General features: G+C 59.2%; 13 protein-coding genes and 2 pseudogenes. 10 read left to right on the forward strand and 5 right to left on the reverse strand.

Features of this window, described 5'->3' with window-relative positions:
- Positions 1–1,070: 1,070 nt before the first annotated feature.
- On the forward strand, positions 1,071–1,433 hold the full coding sequence (locus tag MUU55_RS24995; protein ID WP_244763506.1) for a transposase: 363 nt from the start codon (positions 1,071–1,073) through the stop codon (positions 1,431–1,433).
- Between the two features lie 252 nt (positions 1,434–1,685).
- Here the strand turns inward: MUU55_RS24995 and MUU55_RS25000 are convergent, their stop codons facing one another.
- A complete protein-coding gene (locus MUU55_RS25000; protein ID WP_244763507.1) occupies positions 1,686–2,405 on the reverse strand; it encodes a helix-turn-helix transcriptional regulator in 720 nt (239 codons plus the stop codon).
- A gap of 93 nt (positions 2,406–2,498) precedes the next feature.
- On the opposite strand from MUU55_RS25000, the gene MUU55_RS25005 reads away from it, so the two are divergent.
- Entirely contained in the window at positions 2,499–3,110 is a 612-nt protein-coding gene (locus MUU55_RS25005; protein WP_244763508.1) for a glutathione S-transferase family protein, read from the forward strand.
- Positions 3,111–3,302: 192 nt separating this feature from the next.
- On the opposite strand, the gene MUU55_RS25010 is transcribed toward MUU55_RS25005, so the two are convergent.
- Positions 3,303–3,719 (reverse strand): RidA family protein, encoded by a 417-nt coding sequence (locus tag MUU55_RS25010; RefSeq protein WP_244763509.1) that lies wholly within the window; start codon positions 3,717–3,719, stop codon positions 3,303–3,305.
- A 195-nt stretch (positions 3,720–3,914) separates the two neighbouring features.
- Between MUU55_RS25010 and MUU55_RS25015 the strand changes: the two genes are divergently transcribed.
- Together MUU55_RS25015 and MUU55_RS25020 are read left to right on the forward strand one after the other, a co-directional pair.
- Positions 3,915–5,150 (forward strand): sensor histidine kinase, encoded by a 1,236-nt coding sequence (locus MUU55_RS25015; RefSeq protein ID WP_244763510.1) that lies wholly within the window; start codon positions 3,915–3,917, stop codon positions 5,148–5,150.
- A 460-nt stretch (positions 5,151–5,610) separates the two neighbouring features.
- The gene (locus tag MUU55_RS25020) at positions 5,611–5,970 is read left to right on the forward strand and encodes a response regulator (RefSeq protein WP_280519117.1); all 360 of its coding nucleotides are present in this window, start codon (positions 5,611–5,613) and stop codon (positions 5,968–5,970) included.
- Between the two features lie 159 nt (positions 5,971–6,129).
- Here MUU55_RS25020 and MUU55_RS25025 read toward each other — a convergent pair whose 3' ends face one another.
- Complete coding sequence (locus MUU55_RS25025; protein WP_244763512.1) at positions 6,130–7,785, reverse strand: sensor histidine kinase; 1,656 nt, start codon at positions 7,783–7,785, stop codon at positions 6,130–6,132.
- Positions 7,786–8,136: 351 nt separating this feature from the next.
- Between MUU55_RS25025 and MUU55_RS25030 the strand changes: the two genes are divergently transcribed.
- Positions 8,137–10,704, forward strand: a complete 2,568-nt coding sequence (locus MUU55_RS25030; RefSeq protein ID WP_244763723.1) for an HWE histidine kinase domain-containing protein — start codon at positions 8,137–8,139, stop codon at positions 10,702–10,704.
- Positions 10,705–10,898: 194 nt separating this feature from the next.
- Here the strand turns inward: MUU55_RS25030 and MUU55_RS25035 are convergent, their stop codons facing one another.
- Entirely contained in the window at positions 10,899–11,102 is a 204-nt protein-coding gene (locus MUU55_RS25035) for a cold-shock protein (RefSeq protein ID WP_244763513.1), read from the reverse strand.
- A 255-nt stretch (positions 11,103–11,357) separates the two neighbouring features.
- Between MUU55_RS25035 and MUU55_RS25040 the strand changes: the two genes are divergently transcribed.
- The 5 genes and pseudogenes from MUU55_RS25040 to MUU55_RS25060 all read left to right on the forward strand — a co-directional run.
- Positions 11,358–12,251 carry an SDR family oxidoreductase gene (locus tag MUU55_RS25040; protein WP_244763514.1) on the forward strand — a complete coding sequence of 298 codons (894 nt, stop codon included), beginning with the start codon at positions 11,358–11,360 and terminating at the stop codon, positions 12,249–12,251.
- A gap of 46 nt (positions 12,252–12,297) precedes the next feature.
- Complete coding sequence (locus tag MUU55_RS25045; protein WP_244763515.1) at positions 12,298–12,546, forward strand: DUF2934 domain-containing protein; 249 nt, start codon at positions 12,298–12,300, stop codon at positions 12,544–12,546.
- A 75-nt stretch (positions 12,547–12,621) separates the two neighbouring features.
- The gene (locus tag MUU55_RS25050) at positions 12,622–13,311 is read left to right on the forward strand and encodes a glutathione S-transferase family protein (RefSeq protein WP_244763516.1); all 690 of its coding nucleotides are present in this window, start codon (positions 12,622–12,624) and stop codon (positions 13,309–13,311) included.
- A 95-nt stretch (positions 13,312–13,406) separates the two neighbouring features.
- Positions 13,407–13,769 (forward strand): annotated as a pseudogene (locus MUU55_RS25055) (YybH family protein); the annotation flags it as partial.
- Between the two features lie 556 nt (positions 13,770–14,325).
- Positions 14,326–14,609 (forward strand): annotated as a pseudogene (locus tag MUU55_RS25060) (DNA polymerase ligase N-terminal domain-containing protein); the annotation flags it as partial.
- Positions 14,610–14,875: 266 nt separating this feature from the next.
- Here the strand turns inward: MUU55_RS25060 and MUU55_RS25070 are convergent.
- The gene (locus tag MUU55_RS25070; RefSeq protein WP_244763518.1) at positions 14,876–15,172 is read right to left on the reverse strand and encodes a PRC-barrel domain-containing protein; all 297 of its coding nucleotides are present in this window, start codon (positions 15,170–15,172) and stop codon (positions 14,876–14,878) included.
- Positions 15,173–15,452 lie beyond the last annotated feature (280 nt).

The following is a 15,452-nucleotide window of genomic DNA, read 5'->3' on the forward strand; positions in this document are numbered from 1 at the left end:
CTCCCACCCCGCCATTTGGCGTATCAAAAACCACCGAGGCTCTAATCGCAGCCGGATGAAAATTCAGTGGCAGGTCAATACTTCCCGCACGATGATATGCAAGCGGAGCTGATCCATGGAGCAGAGCCGCGGTGCGTCTGTTGTCACGCCGCCACCGTGAAATAGGAGCCGGAGCGACCTTCTAATCCCTCAGCAATGCGATCGACTAGTTCGCGTCGAGTGACATTGCCTCACGTGGCTCCATCACACATCCGTTGTGTTTCGTGGCGGTGATTGACCCCATGATCGGCTCCGACGATCGACCCTAATGGAAATCGGAGAAACTATGAACTAAAGAGCATATTGATCTACCAAAGCCGGGGTCATTCTTCCGCACCGAAAGGCGCAAGCTGCGACGCTTGATCACAAAAACCCATGCATCGGTAAGTTCTCCCGCGGCCCACCGCCTAGGTCCTGTTTTAGACCGCTTCGGTCCTCGTGATGACCGTCGACGGTCTTGCCGGCGAACAGATTGCCTTTCGGCCGGAGCTGGCGACAACGCCAATTTGGATGACGCGCACGGGCCACCGTGCCTAGTCGTTCGTGGGCGCGGCCTGGCTGGACAAGCGGAGCCAGATAGGCCAGATCCAGTTCGGGTGCTGGACCGCGAGATCCTGCACCTCCGGTCTCAGCTGGCCGCGAAGCTTCGGCTTCAGAATGATAAACTGAGGCAGATGCTCAGCCGCTTTGAACCGAAGTAAGATCGCATCGCGCGGGAAGGGTCACGATGCCCTCGGCCGGGAAGGCTACGCAGTTCCACCGCTTGCCGCCCGGTAGCATGCGTGCTCCAGTTCCGCGCGCGGGAGCCGCGGATAGCTGATTTCGGATCAGGTCGGCAGCCAATGTCGGGTCCATCATCTCCAAGGCAGCGCACAAAAGTCTCCTGCGCAGATGACCTCTTTAGAGCGACACATGAGACCGGATGTTGATTGCCACGGAGAACTGACCCGGCGTTGGAGTGAACGCCTCGGGCTGGGCCGCGGGACTCGGAAAAACTGATACACTCTGCGGGCCTCAATCGGAGAAGGCTCATGAAGTCCCGAGGTCCATATCGACGGCATTCCACGCCGTTCAAATTGCAGCTTTGCCAGGATATCCGAAACGGCGTCATTGGACGGCGCGATGCGCAGCGCACCTATGGCGTTTCGGCAAACCTCATCAAGTTATGGCTGACGCAGTTCGATCGCGGCGAACTGAACGATGAGGAAGCAGAGGCTAGCGTTATTGCCGAGTACGAGGCCCACATTGCGGCGCTTGAACGCAAGGTCGGCCAGCTCGCGATGGAGCTGGACCTGGTGAAAAAAACTCCGCGCCAGCCGATCGCCGGCGACAGCGGGAACTCCTCCATCATCACCCGTCCCCGGCCTGTTCTATCAGACGGGGGTGCAAAATGATCGATCTCCCGAGAAGCAGCCATTATTATCGATCCACTGCGCTAGTTCGCGCTCGCGCGTTATGTCAGCCGACCATGATTATTAACTCTGCGACGTGAGGCCCGAGTTCGGTGATGCACTAATCGCTGCCGTCCTTGCTAAGCGTTCACCAAAAGCGCCCCACTAGTCGATCGAGCGAGTTCGCCTCCTGGCACCACTACGGAAAGATGTCTTACCCGCCCCGTAGCGAGACGGGCCGCGTCGTCGTTTCGCTTATCTGCCGCTCAAGGTCATCTTCGAGGCTTCCGGCGCGCCGGCGTTTAGGAAATCGACAAAATCCCTGAGCATCGGAACCCGGCGGGGGCGAAAACTCTCCTCCGTTATCCGGATATCGGCGATCCGATCGACGCGGAATTTGCGGAAGTCTTGCCTCAGGCAACACCAGGCAAGCAGTACCAGCATCCGCTCCAGATAGACGATCGCCAGCGGCAGCACTTGCCGGTCGGTCCGCTGCTGTCCTGCGTCCACATAGCCTATCACCACGGCGCGCTCCTGCCAGCAGGCCTCGCGCAGAAGGCCGACATCGGTGATCGGCGGATCGCGGCGTTCGAAACGATAGACCTGCGAGGCGGCATGCAGTGCCTGGCGTTGTAGCCGATCGGGCAGCGTTGCCGTGACCTTCGAAAGCACGGCACCTGCGGCCGCCGCGAGAGCCGGCTCGCCCATATGCTGCACCTCGGCAAGACCGAGCACGAGGGCTTCGATCTCAAGCTGTGTGAAGGTTTGCGGCGGCAGTGCGATGTCTTCCGTCAGCCGGTAGCCGAAGCCGCGCTCGCCATCGATGACGGCGCCTGCAGCGCGCAGGCTGTCGATGTCACGGTAGAGTGAGCGCAAGGACACGCCGGTCTCCTCGGCGAGGCGCGCGGCCGTCACCGGGGAGGGGAGAGTACGAAGCGCCTGGAGCAGGCGGAAGAGGCGATCACTACGGGCCATGACTTTGGAGGATAGAGGAAGCCTACTGACGGAAAATGGCAGTTGGCCGACTGTAGAAGATCCGCATTGGCAAACGCAACAAGGATCCAGCCTATGCTGACGCTCTTTCACTCTCCGCGCTCGCGCTCTTCGCGTATCGTCACTCTGCTTCGCGAACTCGACGCCATCGACAAGGTCGCGATCGAGACTGTCGATATCACCCGTGGCGATGGCAGCGGCCGCAAGGATCCGCAGAATCCGCATCCGGAAGGCAAGGTGCCGCTACTCGTGCATGACGGTGTCGTCATCTGGGAGAGCATCGCGATCATTCAGTATTTGACGGACCTTTTCCCGGAGAAGAAGATGGCTCCAATTGCCGGTGATCCGCAGCGCGGTCGGTATCTGAGCTGGCTTGCCTGGTATGCTGGCGTCGTCGAGCCCGTGCTGATCATGCAGGCAGCCGGGATCTCGCATCCCTTCGTGGATTTCACCTTCCGCAGCCCGTCGGAACTGGCGGCGCGCCTCCAAGCCGCGCTCACGGATAGCCCCTATCTGATGGGGGAGCGATACACAGCTGTCGATCTGCTGCTGCATTCGCCCTTTGCCTGGTACCCCGCAGCAACGCCGGACAGCGATGTGGTTAGAGCCTGGGTGCAACGTTGCGGCGAGCGGCCATCGCTGCAATGGACCGCCGACTACGATGCCCGCACTGCGGCTGCGGCCTGATCGCCGGCACTGGCCGCTCCAACGGGGCGGCCTGTTTTGCCTCAGATTGGTCTTGCTCGTCATCTCATATGGCGAGCGGCTAAAGACGTATCGCCAGCACCATGAGCCGCAACATCAAGCGGCTTGTCTATCTGGATAGGACAGCTTTGGTTCAGAGCTTTTCAACGGCACTGGAAGGTCCCATTTCTGATTTTAAGGCCCTGGCCGTTCATGCGCTTGGGGCGCGATAGCGATGCATTTTAGTTCCAGCAACATCGCTGGGTGAGCCAGCGCACTGATCCCTATAGCCGTCCATGTCGATTGTGCTCTAGGAAGGTAGCGGTCCCGAACCTCTTTGTAGAGCTGCAAATGAACCGCGATGTCAACGTGGTAGGTTGTCAGTTCGACGATATCATCAAATGAGCACCCGCCTTCGTGAAGGACCGCTTTGAGGTTCTCCCACGCTGCGACGAATTGCGCCTCTGGATCGACGACAACCTCGAGGTCAGGTGTCCGTCCGATCTGCCCGGAGCAAAACAGAAAGCCACCGATTTTCACGCCGGGGGCATAGCCGATGCGTTCAGGTATGAGCTTCATTGCTTCGGGCACGATGATTTCTCGCTGCTGCATAGATGCGCTCACCTGCTGATTTTCCGAAATGGCTTATGCCGTTCTGCATCTCCGACGTCAAATGGTTTGGCCCCCTCAATAGCCCGACCGCTCAGTCGTAATTAGATGATTGCGCGACCCACATTTCTTTCGGCGGCAACGGAACTATGACTGAACATCGGCGTTATTGTCGCGGCACAAAGTCGGGGGACTCGAATGACCATGCTTCGTATTGTTGCGAATGCCGCTGACGTGGATAACGAGCTGAATCGGCGCGAGCCGAGTGACATCGAGCTCCTTCACGCCATCAGCATGGACCTGATCGGAGAGCACGACCTTACGGCCCTCTATGGCAAGATCGTCGACGCCGCTATGTCCATTACCGGATCGCAGTTTGGCACCATGCAACTGTTGAGAAAATCTGAAGATGGATCCGACAAGGGGCTCGAGCTTCTAATCTCGCGTGGGCTGGCCCCCCAGGACCGAGCTGTTTGGGAATTCGTTCGACCGACGGCGCACAGCAGTTGCACCGCCGCCCTCAAGAGTGGCCGGCGAGCGATTATCTCCGATTTCGAGGCCTGGGATCAGATCGCGGGCACCGATGACCTGCTGGCCTTCCGCAGAGCGGGCATCCGGTCTGCCCAGACGACACCCCTACGGTCTCGGCAAGGGACGCTGCTCGGGATGATCTCTACGCATTGGAGCGAACCCCATGAACCTTCGGAACGGGACTTGAGGCTGCTCGACATTCTCGCACGACAGGCTGCGGACCTTCTGGACCGCACAATGGCCGAAAATGCGCTTCGTGCACGGGAGGCGGAGCTTGAGAAGACCGTATCCGTGCTGCGGGAGACCGAAGAACTGCAGAAGGTTTTGACAGGTGAACTCGGGCACCGGGTCAAGAACCTTTTCGCAATGGTGACGGCGATTTCATCTCACACCCTCAGGGGCTCGAGCGATCAGGCAAGGGTTCAGACCCTGCAGCAACGGCTCATGGCGCTCAGCTCGGCTCATGACATCCTTCTCCAGTCCAGCTGGCAATCAGCACTTCTCGGCGACGTGGCCGCAGCTGCGGTCAATGGAGCGGGCGTGGCGGGGCGAGTGCGCCTCGACGGGCCCGACATCGCGATCGGATCGAAGGCTTCACTCAGCCTGGCTCTCCTTCTACACGAGTTGACGACGAACGCGCTGAAACACGGCTCACTCTCCGTTGGTTCAGGGCAGGTGGACGTGTCCTGGCGCGTCGAGCAATCTGCCGAAGATGAGGTCTTGCGATTGACCTGGCGAGAATCGAAGGGGCCCGAGATCGTCAAGCCCACAAAGACCGGATTTGGGTCGCGGCTCATCAGTGCAGGTCTGGTCGGTTCGGGCGTTGTTTTTCTGGCCTATAACAGTACGGGACTCGTGTGCGAAGTCAGCGCGCGGATCGGAAATCTCCAAGGCGCGGAATAGGACGATGACGGCTGGCCAAGTTATGTCTGGCCCTTCGTCTTCGTCGCACTGCATGTATGGCAAATCGCTCCGACAGCCTAGTCCGAGCGAATCCGGGCCGACAAATGATGGCGCAACGCGATCTTGCCTTTCGCAAATGATCGCGTCCAGCGCTACCGCCACCAGTCCACGCTGAGCATGCTCTCGGGAACTATCGCTGATCGAGCCCGTTCCAGCCGCACAATCAGTGGCGGGTTTTCAACTCCATCGCCGTCCAGAAGGGGACGAGATGCGTTAACTGCGGTTCGAAGCGACCTGAGAAAAGTCACGATATCCTCGAACGGGCCGCGCGATTTTACCATCACGCCAGCATCTCGTTGCACAAACGACCAATCCGAATTATCCAACCGAATAGCACGTTTCATAAATGTGCGTCGGTAGGCCCGATGAACCGGCGTTCAAGAACTTGCAAGGAAACCCCATGGGTTCGTGTCAACATACTCAGAAAACCGTTCTCGTGGTGGAGGATATGCCGCTCATCCGCATGGACGCCGTCGGCATGTTCGAGGACATGGGTTTCAGAGTGCTTGAGGCGTCCGACGGACGGGAGGCGCTCGGCATCCTCGAAACACTCACGGCGGTCTCGGTCCTATTCACCGATATAGAAATGCCTCATCTCGGCGGCCTCGAGCTGGCCGCGATTGTCGCAGAACGCTGGCCCCAAATCGAGATCGTGATCACCTCCGGTCGTCTGGAGCCGTGCGAAGACGACATGCCGAATGAGGCACGTTTCCTCGCCAAGCCCTATGATCCGTCCGCTTTAGGCAGCCTGGGACTATAGTCGGAACAATCCGTCCGTTTAAGGCTTAGGGATAGGAAGGCTCGGTCGTGTCACCCGGACCCGACGGTATGGAAAACACATCGGTTTTTCCGCTTTCTCGCAGTGGACAACGCAATGCCAGGCGAGTTCCAGTCCCGTCCGACCGAGTGCTTCTCCAAGTCAATTTCTGAGATTTGAGGTCAGCACCGTCAGCGTCAGCGCAAGGCCTGTTTCCAAATAGTCGGCATGCACATCGCCGCGCAGCTGGTCGGCCAGCATCCGGCGGATCATCAGGCTTCCAAAGCCCTCGGCCTCCGGCCGCGAAGCTGGTGGACCGCCGCGTTCGGTCCAGGTGAACGACAGCAGCTCACCTTCGAAGCCGGTTTTCAAAGACCATTCGACATCAACCGTTCCGTCATTGCTCAGGCTTCCATATTTCGCAGCGTTGGTCGCGAGTTCATGCAGGGCCATCGTGAAGGCGAGTGCCGTCGAGGATCCAACGTTAAAATCCGGGCCAGTGATATCGATGACCTTGGATGTGGGGTTTTCGAACGGTCGCAGCGCCGCTGCAACGATCTCCACGAAGGAAGCAGTATGGCTCTCGTTCTTCATCAGTACCGAATGCGCGTCCGACATGGCGGCAAGCCTGGCGCTCAAGGTCCGTTGAACAGCCGGGTCGACATTCGCTGTCTTGAGGGTCTGCCGCATGATGACCTGCACCGTCGCCAGGAGGTTTTTCACCCGATGATCAAGTTCGCGCATGAGGATATCTGTCCGCCCATGCGCTTCTGTGAGTTCGGCCGCGTAGGCATCGATGGCCTTGCCGACAATGCCGAACTCGCCGTCCTGTTCCGCAAGGCCCGTCCGGGCGGCCTGCTGGCCGCTGCGCAACGCTTGCACGGTGGCGACAAGGCGATCGACCGGGCGCCGGATGTAGAACTTCCCGATGATCCAAGCCAGCAGGGCGGCGATGCCGATCGCAAGAAGAGTGACGACGATCCCCCGCGTCGTCGCGCTCGTGATCGCGCCATATTCCTCGGCGGTAGACAGCCCAACACTCACGTACAGGCCAGTCGACGCATCGGATGCGGGGAAATAGGCGATGATGCGTCGCGTGCCATCCTGGCTTGTCAGCTCCATCGTCCCAGGCGCAACGGCCGTCACGAGATGTTGGAACTGTTCGGCAATACGCGTGCCCACGAACTTCTCGGGCTGCGGATAACGGGCAATGACCGTGCCGCCAGCATCGGCCACCGTGAGGGAGCTGTTTTTCGCGAACTCGCGCTCGGTCAGCCGCTTTTCCAGCCAGCTGAGGCTCATGGAGCCAGCGACTATACCCGTCACGTTGTCTGCGTCGTCCTTAATCGGAACTGCGATCGGCAGCACCAATTCGCCACTGACGCGTCCCTTGGTGAATCGGCCGAGCACCGTCTTTCCTTTAGCGAGGCTCTGCTTGAAGTAGACCTTGTCGGCCAGTGAGGTTCCAATGCCTTTTGGATTCTGGAGGCAACGGATGACGCCCTCGCTGTCGAGCACGGCGATGCCGGAGAACTGCGGCAGGTCACGGGTCACTCGACCCATATAGGCGTTACAGGCTCTCTCATCGAAATCGCGGACGATCGGTGCGGCGGCGACCGCCAGAAGAGTGTCCTCGGCGCCACCGATAATGCGGGCAATCTCCAGAGAGGCGACCTGACCCAGACGATAGGCGTCATCGTGGACACCCCGCTCCTGGGACTGCCTAAGCGAATAAAGATTATAGAAGAGCACGGCCGCCAACGGCAGCACGCACATCAGCATCAGCGAGATCAATCGTCCAGTTAGCGATGCCCGCAATTCCGCACCCCTCGGTCTTCACCGACGTCGTTACACGATCGACTTGGAAACGCAACGTGGCGACAGAAAATCACCCGTTACGGCCACGGCTTCGGCCTGGCAACGCGACGTGATCTCGGCTTCAGGGTGGTCGCTACGTGCGCCGCGATATTGTGGGCCTTTATTGGGTTGTCGACCGAGGGACGGCTGCCTAATCGACTGGCCGTTTGGGAGGCTCAGCGAGCATGATGCGATTGCCATCTGGAACTGCGAAGTCTCCGTGGAACACAAACCACACATGCGGCGTTATTGGCCGCGGAAATCTATAAATTCGGCTATTCGATCATCTTCGTCATCCACGCAAAAGGCAACATGAACCGCTATACCGTCGATCTTACCAACTGCGATCGCGAGCCAATCCACCTTCTCGGGGCCATTCAGCCCATCGGTTTCCTCATCGCCTTGACGTTGGATTGGATTGTGGCCCGAGCGTCGGCAAACATTGGCGAGTTTCTGCCAGGTGCCGACGGGGACCTCATCGGAAGGCCAATCAGCGAAATCTTCTTGGCTGAAACCATCCATAGCCTGCGGAACCGATTGGCCGCTCTGCGTGGGACGAACGCCGTCGACAAAATCTTCGACACCCAACTGACCCGTGGGGGTGCTCCTTTCGACATCGCGATCCATAGATCGAGCGGGCAGATCGTCATCGAATCGCAGCCCTCTGTCACCAGGCACGGGGACGCCACGAGCATGGTGCGGTCCATGATCTCGCGGCTCGATGCGGTGGACGAGGCAAGCGCATTCTACAGTGAGGGAGCGAGACAGGTCCGCGCCCTGACCGGGTTCGATCGGGTGATGGTGTATCGGTTCGCCGAGGACGGGTCGGGTGAAGTGGTTGCTGAGACGTGCAAGCCCGGAATTGGATCATTTAAGGGATTGCGCTACCCGGCCAGCGATATCCCGGTACAGGCACGGGCGCTCTACAAGCGCAACCTCCTGCGGGTCATTTGCGATGTCGACGCGGTCCCGGTGGCGATCCATCCGCAGCGAGACGAGAAGGGCGAACTGCTCGACCTCTCACACTCTATCCTGCGCTCGGTGTCGCCGATCCATATAGAATATCTCAAGAACATGGGCGTCAAAGCCTCCATGTCGATCTCGATCATTGTAGACGGGGAGCTTTGGGGTCTGTTCGCATGCCATCACTACGCCGCAAAATCTCCAACCTTTGAGACGCGCTCGGTCTGCGAACTGTTCTCGCAGGTCTACTCCTTGCGGCTCGAGAGCAGGGAACGCAAAGAGGTGATGGAATACGAGCGGCGGGCGCGCGACATCTCCGACCAACTGCTGGGAGCGGTGGCGACCAACGAGCAGCTGCTCAATGATCCTGAATGGCTCGCCACCATCCTAACCGATGTCATCCCGGCGGAAGGCGTCGGTGTATGGATCAACGGAAATTATGCCTTCTGGGGCGTGACACCTTCGACCGAGCAGTTCGCCCGAATCGTCCGTGCATTGAACAGCGCTGCAGCGACGAGAGTGTTCGCCACGGATGAGATTGCTTCGCTGTTGCCGGAAGCAACTGAATTCGCCGACAGCGCGGCGGGGATGATGGCCATCCCGATTTCCCGCTCACCCCGCGACTACGTAATCCTGTTCCGGAGGGAACTGGTGCGATCGGTACGCTGGGCAGGTGACCCTCACAAGCCCGTGGAATACGGGCCAAACGGTCCGCGTTTGACCCCTCGGGAAAGCTTCGCGGAGTGGCAACAGCTCGTGAAGGGGCACAGTCAGCCATTTACCGCGCCAGAGCTGCGGGTCGCCGAGACGCTTAGGGCCACGCTCATCGAGGTCGTGTTGAGGCTCGCCAGCGAGGCGAGCGCCCAGCGAGATGCTGCAAACCGGAAGCAAGAAGTCCTCATTGCCGAGCTCAACCACAGGGTCCGCAATATTCTGGGCGTGATCAGGGGATTGATCCGGCAGGCGAAGCCATCGTCCGACAAGGTGGAGGACTTCGTGGACCTGGTGGATGGCAGAATTCACTCGCTGGCGCGAGCGCACAACCAGATTACCGATGACCACTGGGGGCCGGCGCCGATCCAGGCTTTGATTGACGCCGAGGCGCGTGCCTTCCTTGATGGCAGAGAAAACCGCGTCCATGTCTCCGGCGTGCCCGTTCTACTCAATCCACAGGCCTACTCCACCATGGCGCTTGTGGTGCACGAGCTGGTGACCAATTCCACGAAGTACGGCAGTCTTTCCGATGGAGGCACTGTCAATGTTTCATGGTCGCGGACGGAGGATGGGGGGCTCAAGTTCGATTGGCAGGAGAGAGGCGGTCCTCCCGTCGATCCACCAACCCGTAAGGGGTTCGGGACGACCATCATCAACCGATCGGTGCCCTACGACCTGGGCGGAAAGGCCACGATCGATTACGCTCCGTCAGGTGTCAGCGCCAGTTTCCTCATTCCCTCCCGTCACGTTTCCGACCGGGCCGGTCCTCAGCCTCCGGAGCGGCTGCGACAAGCACGCCACTCGCCTGCCCATCCCGTCAAGAAAGTTCACGACAGGTTTCTGGCCGGGCAGAAGGTATTGCTGGTCGAGGACAGCCTCATCATCGCGCTAGACGCCGAAGACATCCTCGTGCGTCTGGGTGCTGAAGTGATGACGGCATCATCAGTCGAAAGCGCGCTGGAGATCATTGACACCAGTCCGCCGGACCTCGCGGTACTGGACATCAACCTCGGCGATCAGACGAGTTTCACGGTCGCGGATCGGCTCGATGACGGAAAGACACCGTTCATCTTCGCGACTGGCTATGGCGAGCAGGCAGCCCTGCCGGAACAGCATTTGCACAGAACGGTGATACAGAAGCCCTACACTCTTGAAGGCATTGCACGTGTATTGGAAGAACTCATCGGCCATAAGCACATCTGATCGGATCCAAAGTCTGCCTGTAGCCGGGCAGTGACATGGCGCGTCTTCGGCGAATGTTGGGTCGCCAGGGAACGGTCGGCCCTTGAGTTGGTGCCTGTCGCAAAAAGTAATGGTCGACGGTCCAGATCGCGTCAGGGCGACGTCGGTCACATCGGCCCCGATCTCGTCTTTGCGACGAGACCGGAGATTTTATTTCAGAGGACGCTAACGTTCTCAGCCTTCGACTTTCCCGTCTTCCGGTCTTGGCCGACGTCGTAGCTAACCTTCTGGCCATCGGTCAGGGATCCGCCAAAGCCTACAGCAGAGATGTGGACGAATACATCTGGTCCACCATTGTCCGGAGTAATGAAGCCAAAGCCCTTGTCCTGAGCGAAAAACTTTACAGTACCAGTTGCCATCTTATCCTCTTTAATTGGAAGCGCTGGGAAGCAATAGCGATCGGGCAGTCGCCTAGCAAGGCGTGTCTGCTCCGCATCCACGCCGCTAGGCACCGCGTGAGGTTCGAGGCCAATTGGAAACATCTGGGCTCCTGATTGGCGACGCCAAACTCATAAGGTTGCAGGGTGGAGGAGGCACTTGTCCGTCGGAACAAAGACCTTTTAGCGACGTTCGCTCCACGCGAACACAACACTCAGCCAGGAATCTTCAGCCCAATGACCGACAAGATTTCGTTGACCTACCCGCGCACACTGTATCCCGCCCCTCCGTTTCCAGACCAGCCGCAACCGGCCCCGGGTCTGGCCCAAAAAATGGATCCCGCGCCCGATCACGGCGAACAGAGCTATCGCGGATCTGGAAAACTCGTAGGTCGCAAGGCCCTTGTGACGGGTGGCGATTCCGGCATTGGTCGGGCAGCCGCAATCGCCTTTGCGCGCGAGGGCGCCGACGTCGCGATTTCCTACCTTCCCGACGAAGAGACAGACGCAAAAGAAGTTCTTGCTCTCATCGAAGCCGAGGGGCGCAAGGCGTTGGCGCTTCCCGGCGATATCAAGGATGAAGCGTGGTGCTGCGAACTGGTGGCTAAAACCGTCGCCGCACTGGGCGGAGTGGACATCCTCGTCATCAATGCCGCTCGCCAGCAGTTTCGTGAGAAGATCGAAGACCTCTCGACCGACGATTTCGACCAGACCATGAAGACGAACCTCTACGCGCTGCACTGGATCGCGCAGGCCGCCGTCGCGCATATGCCGGCGGGTTCTGCCGTGATCACGACCGCGTCTATCCAGGCCTATGATCCGTCTCCGATCTTGCTCGATTACGCTACCACCAAGGCAGGCATCGTCGCCTACACCAAAGCGCTGTCCAAACAACTCATCGAGCGGGGTATCCGCGCCAATGTCGTCGCGCCAGGGCCGATCTGGACCGTACTTCAGCCAAGCGGCGGACAGCCCGACGAGAAGGTGAAGAATTTCGGCAAGGACAGCGATTTTGGTCGACCCGGCCAGCCGGTCGAGCTTGCACCTGTGTTTGTCTTGCTCGCATCGAAAGAGGCCAGCTTCATCAACGGTGAAGTCTACGGTGTCACAGGCGGGAAAGGTGTCGCCTGACGGCGTCTAGGGTCTGACGGCCACAAGAACAATCAGGATTATATCGATGTCGGACGAGAAACGATTACGGGAAGACGCCTATGCGCGGTGGGAAGCCGAAGGCCGACCCGACGGTCAACATGAGCGACATTGGCGGGAAGCCAGCGATGCGTTGCAGTCCTCAGTCACGCCGCAGACATGGTCTGCCGATCACGGGAGTGGGGTCGGTTCCAGAGATCCCTCGTCGGGCGAGTCCTGCGATGAGGGCATCCGTCCGGAGAAGCTCAACTCGGAAAACGATCAAGGCGCTGGCTGAGCCGAGAGCGACAGCGGCTACTGGGACATTCTTGCCGTCATGAGATGACTCTAGTCTGGTCGAAGGGAGGAGAGCATGATCACCATCACCGCCATGAAATGGGTGCTGGCCTTCGCCGCCGGCCAGGTGCGCGATCACCGCGCCCGCTGGATCCTGAACGAAGTCGGCTGGTCATACGAGGTCCGCCTCATCGACGCCTGCGACCTCGCATCTTCGCAATACCGTAAGAAACAGCCCTTCGGCCAGGTGCCCTACCTGGAAGAGGATGGCAGACCAACCCTTTTCGAAAGCGGTGCGATCGTCATCGACGTTGCAACACGCGCCGGGATGCTGATCCCGGCCGAGGGCAATGACCGGTCACTCGTTCTCAGCTGGGTGATCGCAGCGCTGAACTCGATCGAGCCGTACTTGATGAATGTCGCCGAGGTCGAATACTTCATGGAGGACGCCGAGCAAAAGGAAGCGCGCCGTCCCGCAGTCGTGGCAGCAGCCGAGCAACGGCTGTCTCAGCTTGAGATCGCGCTCAATGGGCGGCAATGGCTCGTCGGGGATGCCTTCACGATTGCGGACCTGATGATGGCATCGGTGCTGAAGATCGCGCGCCGGCTCGATCTGCTCAAATCCCACTCTGAGCTTATGCTTTATCAGGATCGTTGCCTTGACCGACCGGCCTATCGAAAGGCGGTCGCGGATCAGCGTGCAACGATCGACAGCCACGAAATGGCCGATATGCGCTTCGAGGAGGCACGGCGTACCGCGGGCTAGGAGTGCGCGATCTCAAAAGTCTAACTGCAGTTGGAGGAGAAGATTATGTCCGACGAAAATGATGTCCTTGATGTCATAAGAACCAGGATGCGGCGACTGCGCGCGGCGATGCAGCGGCCGTCGTGGCGCCGATCGATAACGGCGCAATCCTCTTCGATCTTCCGCCACCGCTGCAGAATACGGGAAATCCGGCCGACGGCATTGAGGGCTTGAACGCCTGGTTCGAGACGTGGGAAGGCGGTGTTACCGTGAGGCTCGATAATCCCATGGTGATGGTCGAGGGTGATCTTGCCGTCGTGTTCGGATTGAGCCGCATGAAGGGCGTCAAAAAGGAGGGCGGCGAACTGGACGCCTGGAACCGCAGGACGATCGTGCTGCGACGCCGCGACGGACACTGGAAGATCATCCACGAGCACAGCAGCTACCCCATGGCGATGGATGCAGCGACCGCGCCATGACGGAGCTCAAGCCGGAATAATCGATCAGCCTTGCCGAGCCTTGGACGGGTCGATCTCCGCGGATGCAGCTGCCAACGATTTGGCGACTGGTCCCGAGGTACTTGAGAGCCATGCCGTGAGGGACCTTGTGGGGGCGGATGAATTGATCTCCCATACCGACAAGTCAACACTGATCGACAACGCGCAGCAGGCTCTGGACGACGCCACGGATGCCAAGCGCTTTTGGCGGTGAAGCTTGAACGTGAAAGTCAGCAGGGGGCGATCATCCCCCCGCGCTACGAGCAGCATCCGAATATCGATGAGGAAATCCATGCAAAGTTTTCGCGATAGCATCATGTTCCCGCTCGTCCTTCTGCTCGGCGGCGTAGCTGTCTTTTGTCTGATCCTGTTTGTGACCGGACAGGATCCGGACGAAAAACCGCTTACCCTCTATCATTGGGTGCTTGGAGGTATGCTAATCGGGCCCGGATTTGGCTACCTCGTCAAATGGCGGCAAAGGAGAGACCGCTCCTGCGCGGCGCCATCAGGGTTTCCGGGCACTGACCGGAATGAGCCGGTGGTCGCTGGCTCACGTTTTGTAGGAGCTTGCGTATTCACGGCTGACCACCTTACGACCTGCCACTCGAAGCGTGAATTCAAGAAGACGGCTGAGCCGAGCGGCGATGTGGAGATCAAAGGTTTCGAACCGCCGTCGCTTCGTGATCCAGAAGCATGATGCGACCCGGCTGCATTACGACCTGCCTTGAGCTCGACGATGTCTTTAAGTCTTGGGCGGTGACTAGAGGTCCGTCGCTCAATCCCCATGACAAGCGCGTGGCCGTCGAGGTCGAGGATCACCCATCCGCACTTTCTATCCGGATGAGCGGACCTACACCGCCTAGAAATACTGGCGAAACTCGTTCGAGCGCAATGCCGGCTTGCGCATCGACCACTTCCTGCTGAGCTCTGCGCTTGCTACCGATCTCAAACAGGTTGAGGTCGATCGTTTTGTCGGGTGATGGCCGCAAACCAGTGACCCTGTGCCGGTGTGGATCGAGGTCTGAGGACGAGGAGAAGCAAAAAGCCCGGCTCAGCGGCCGGGCTCCTCTCGAATGTATTAAAGCTGATCAGTGCTTGTGCTCAGGCATGTCCTTGAGTTGATCCTTGGTCCAGGACGTGACGGCATGGACATCGCCATCTTCGTCGCGCATGAATTCGAGATCTGTCAGGGGCACTGCAACCGGCTTCGCACCGATCCCAAGGAAACCGCCGACATCGATGATCGCCTGGCTGCCGGCGCCCGCACCATGTACGTGGTCGACCTTACCTATCTTGTGGTCGTCGGCGCCGTAGACGGTCGCACCTTCAAGGACGGCGGGCGTCAATTCGGTGGGTGCGAGGCGAACGTGATTTGTGTGGTCCATGTCTGTTTCCTCCTTGTTTGCTGAAGGAAGCGTAACGCCCGCAAGCCCTAACTGTTCCGGATCGGAATTAGATGTTGCTGGGCCGAGGCAGCCGGCACCTCAACTCCTAGTGAGGAAGCTGAAGGTCCGGAATTTTCAGCGATTTCCATATGGGAAATCTGCTGGTCATAGGTTCAAACCCCTTCAAGAGCATTTAAGAGAGCCGTGAACGGGGAATGACGGCGTGAAATTTCAGCTAGAAAACGTCATTCAATTGCATTACATTCTCCTTGAATATGGA

The organism is Shinella curvata, from assembly GCF_022899935.1.
Classification (GTDB): domain Bacteria; phylum Pseudomonadota; class Alphaproteobacteria; order Rhizobiales; family Rhizobiaceae; genus Shinella; species Shinella curvata.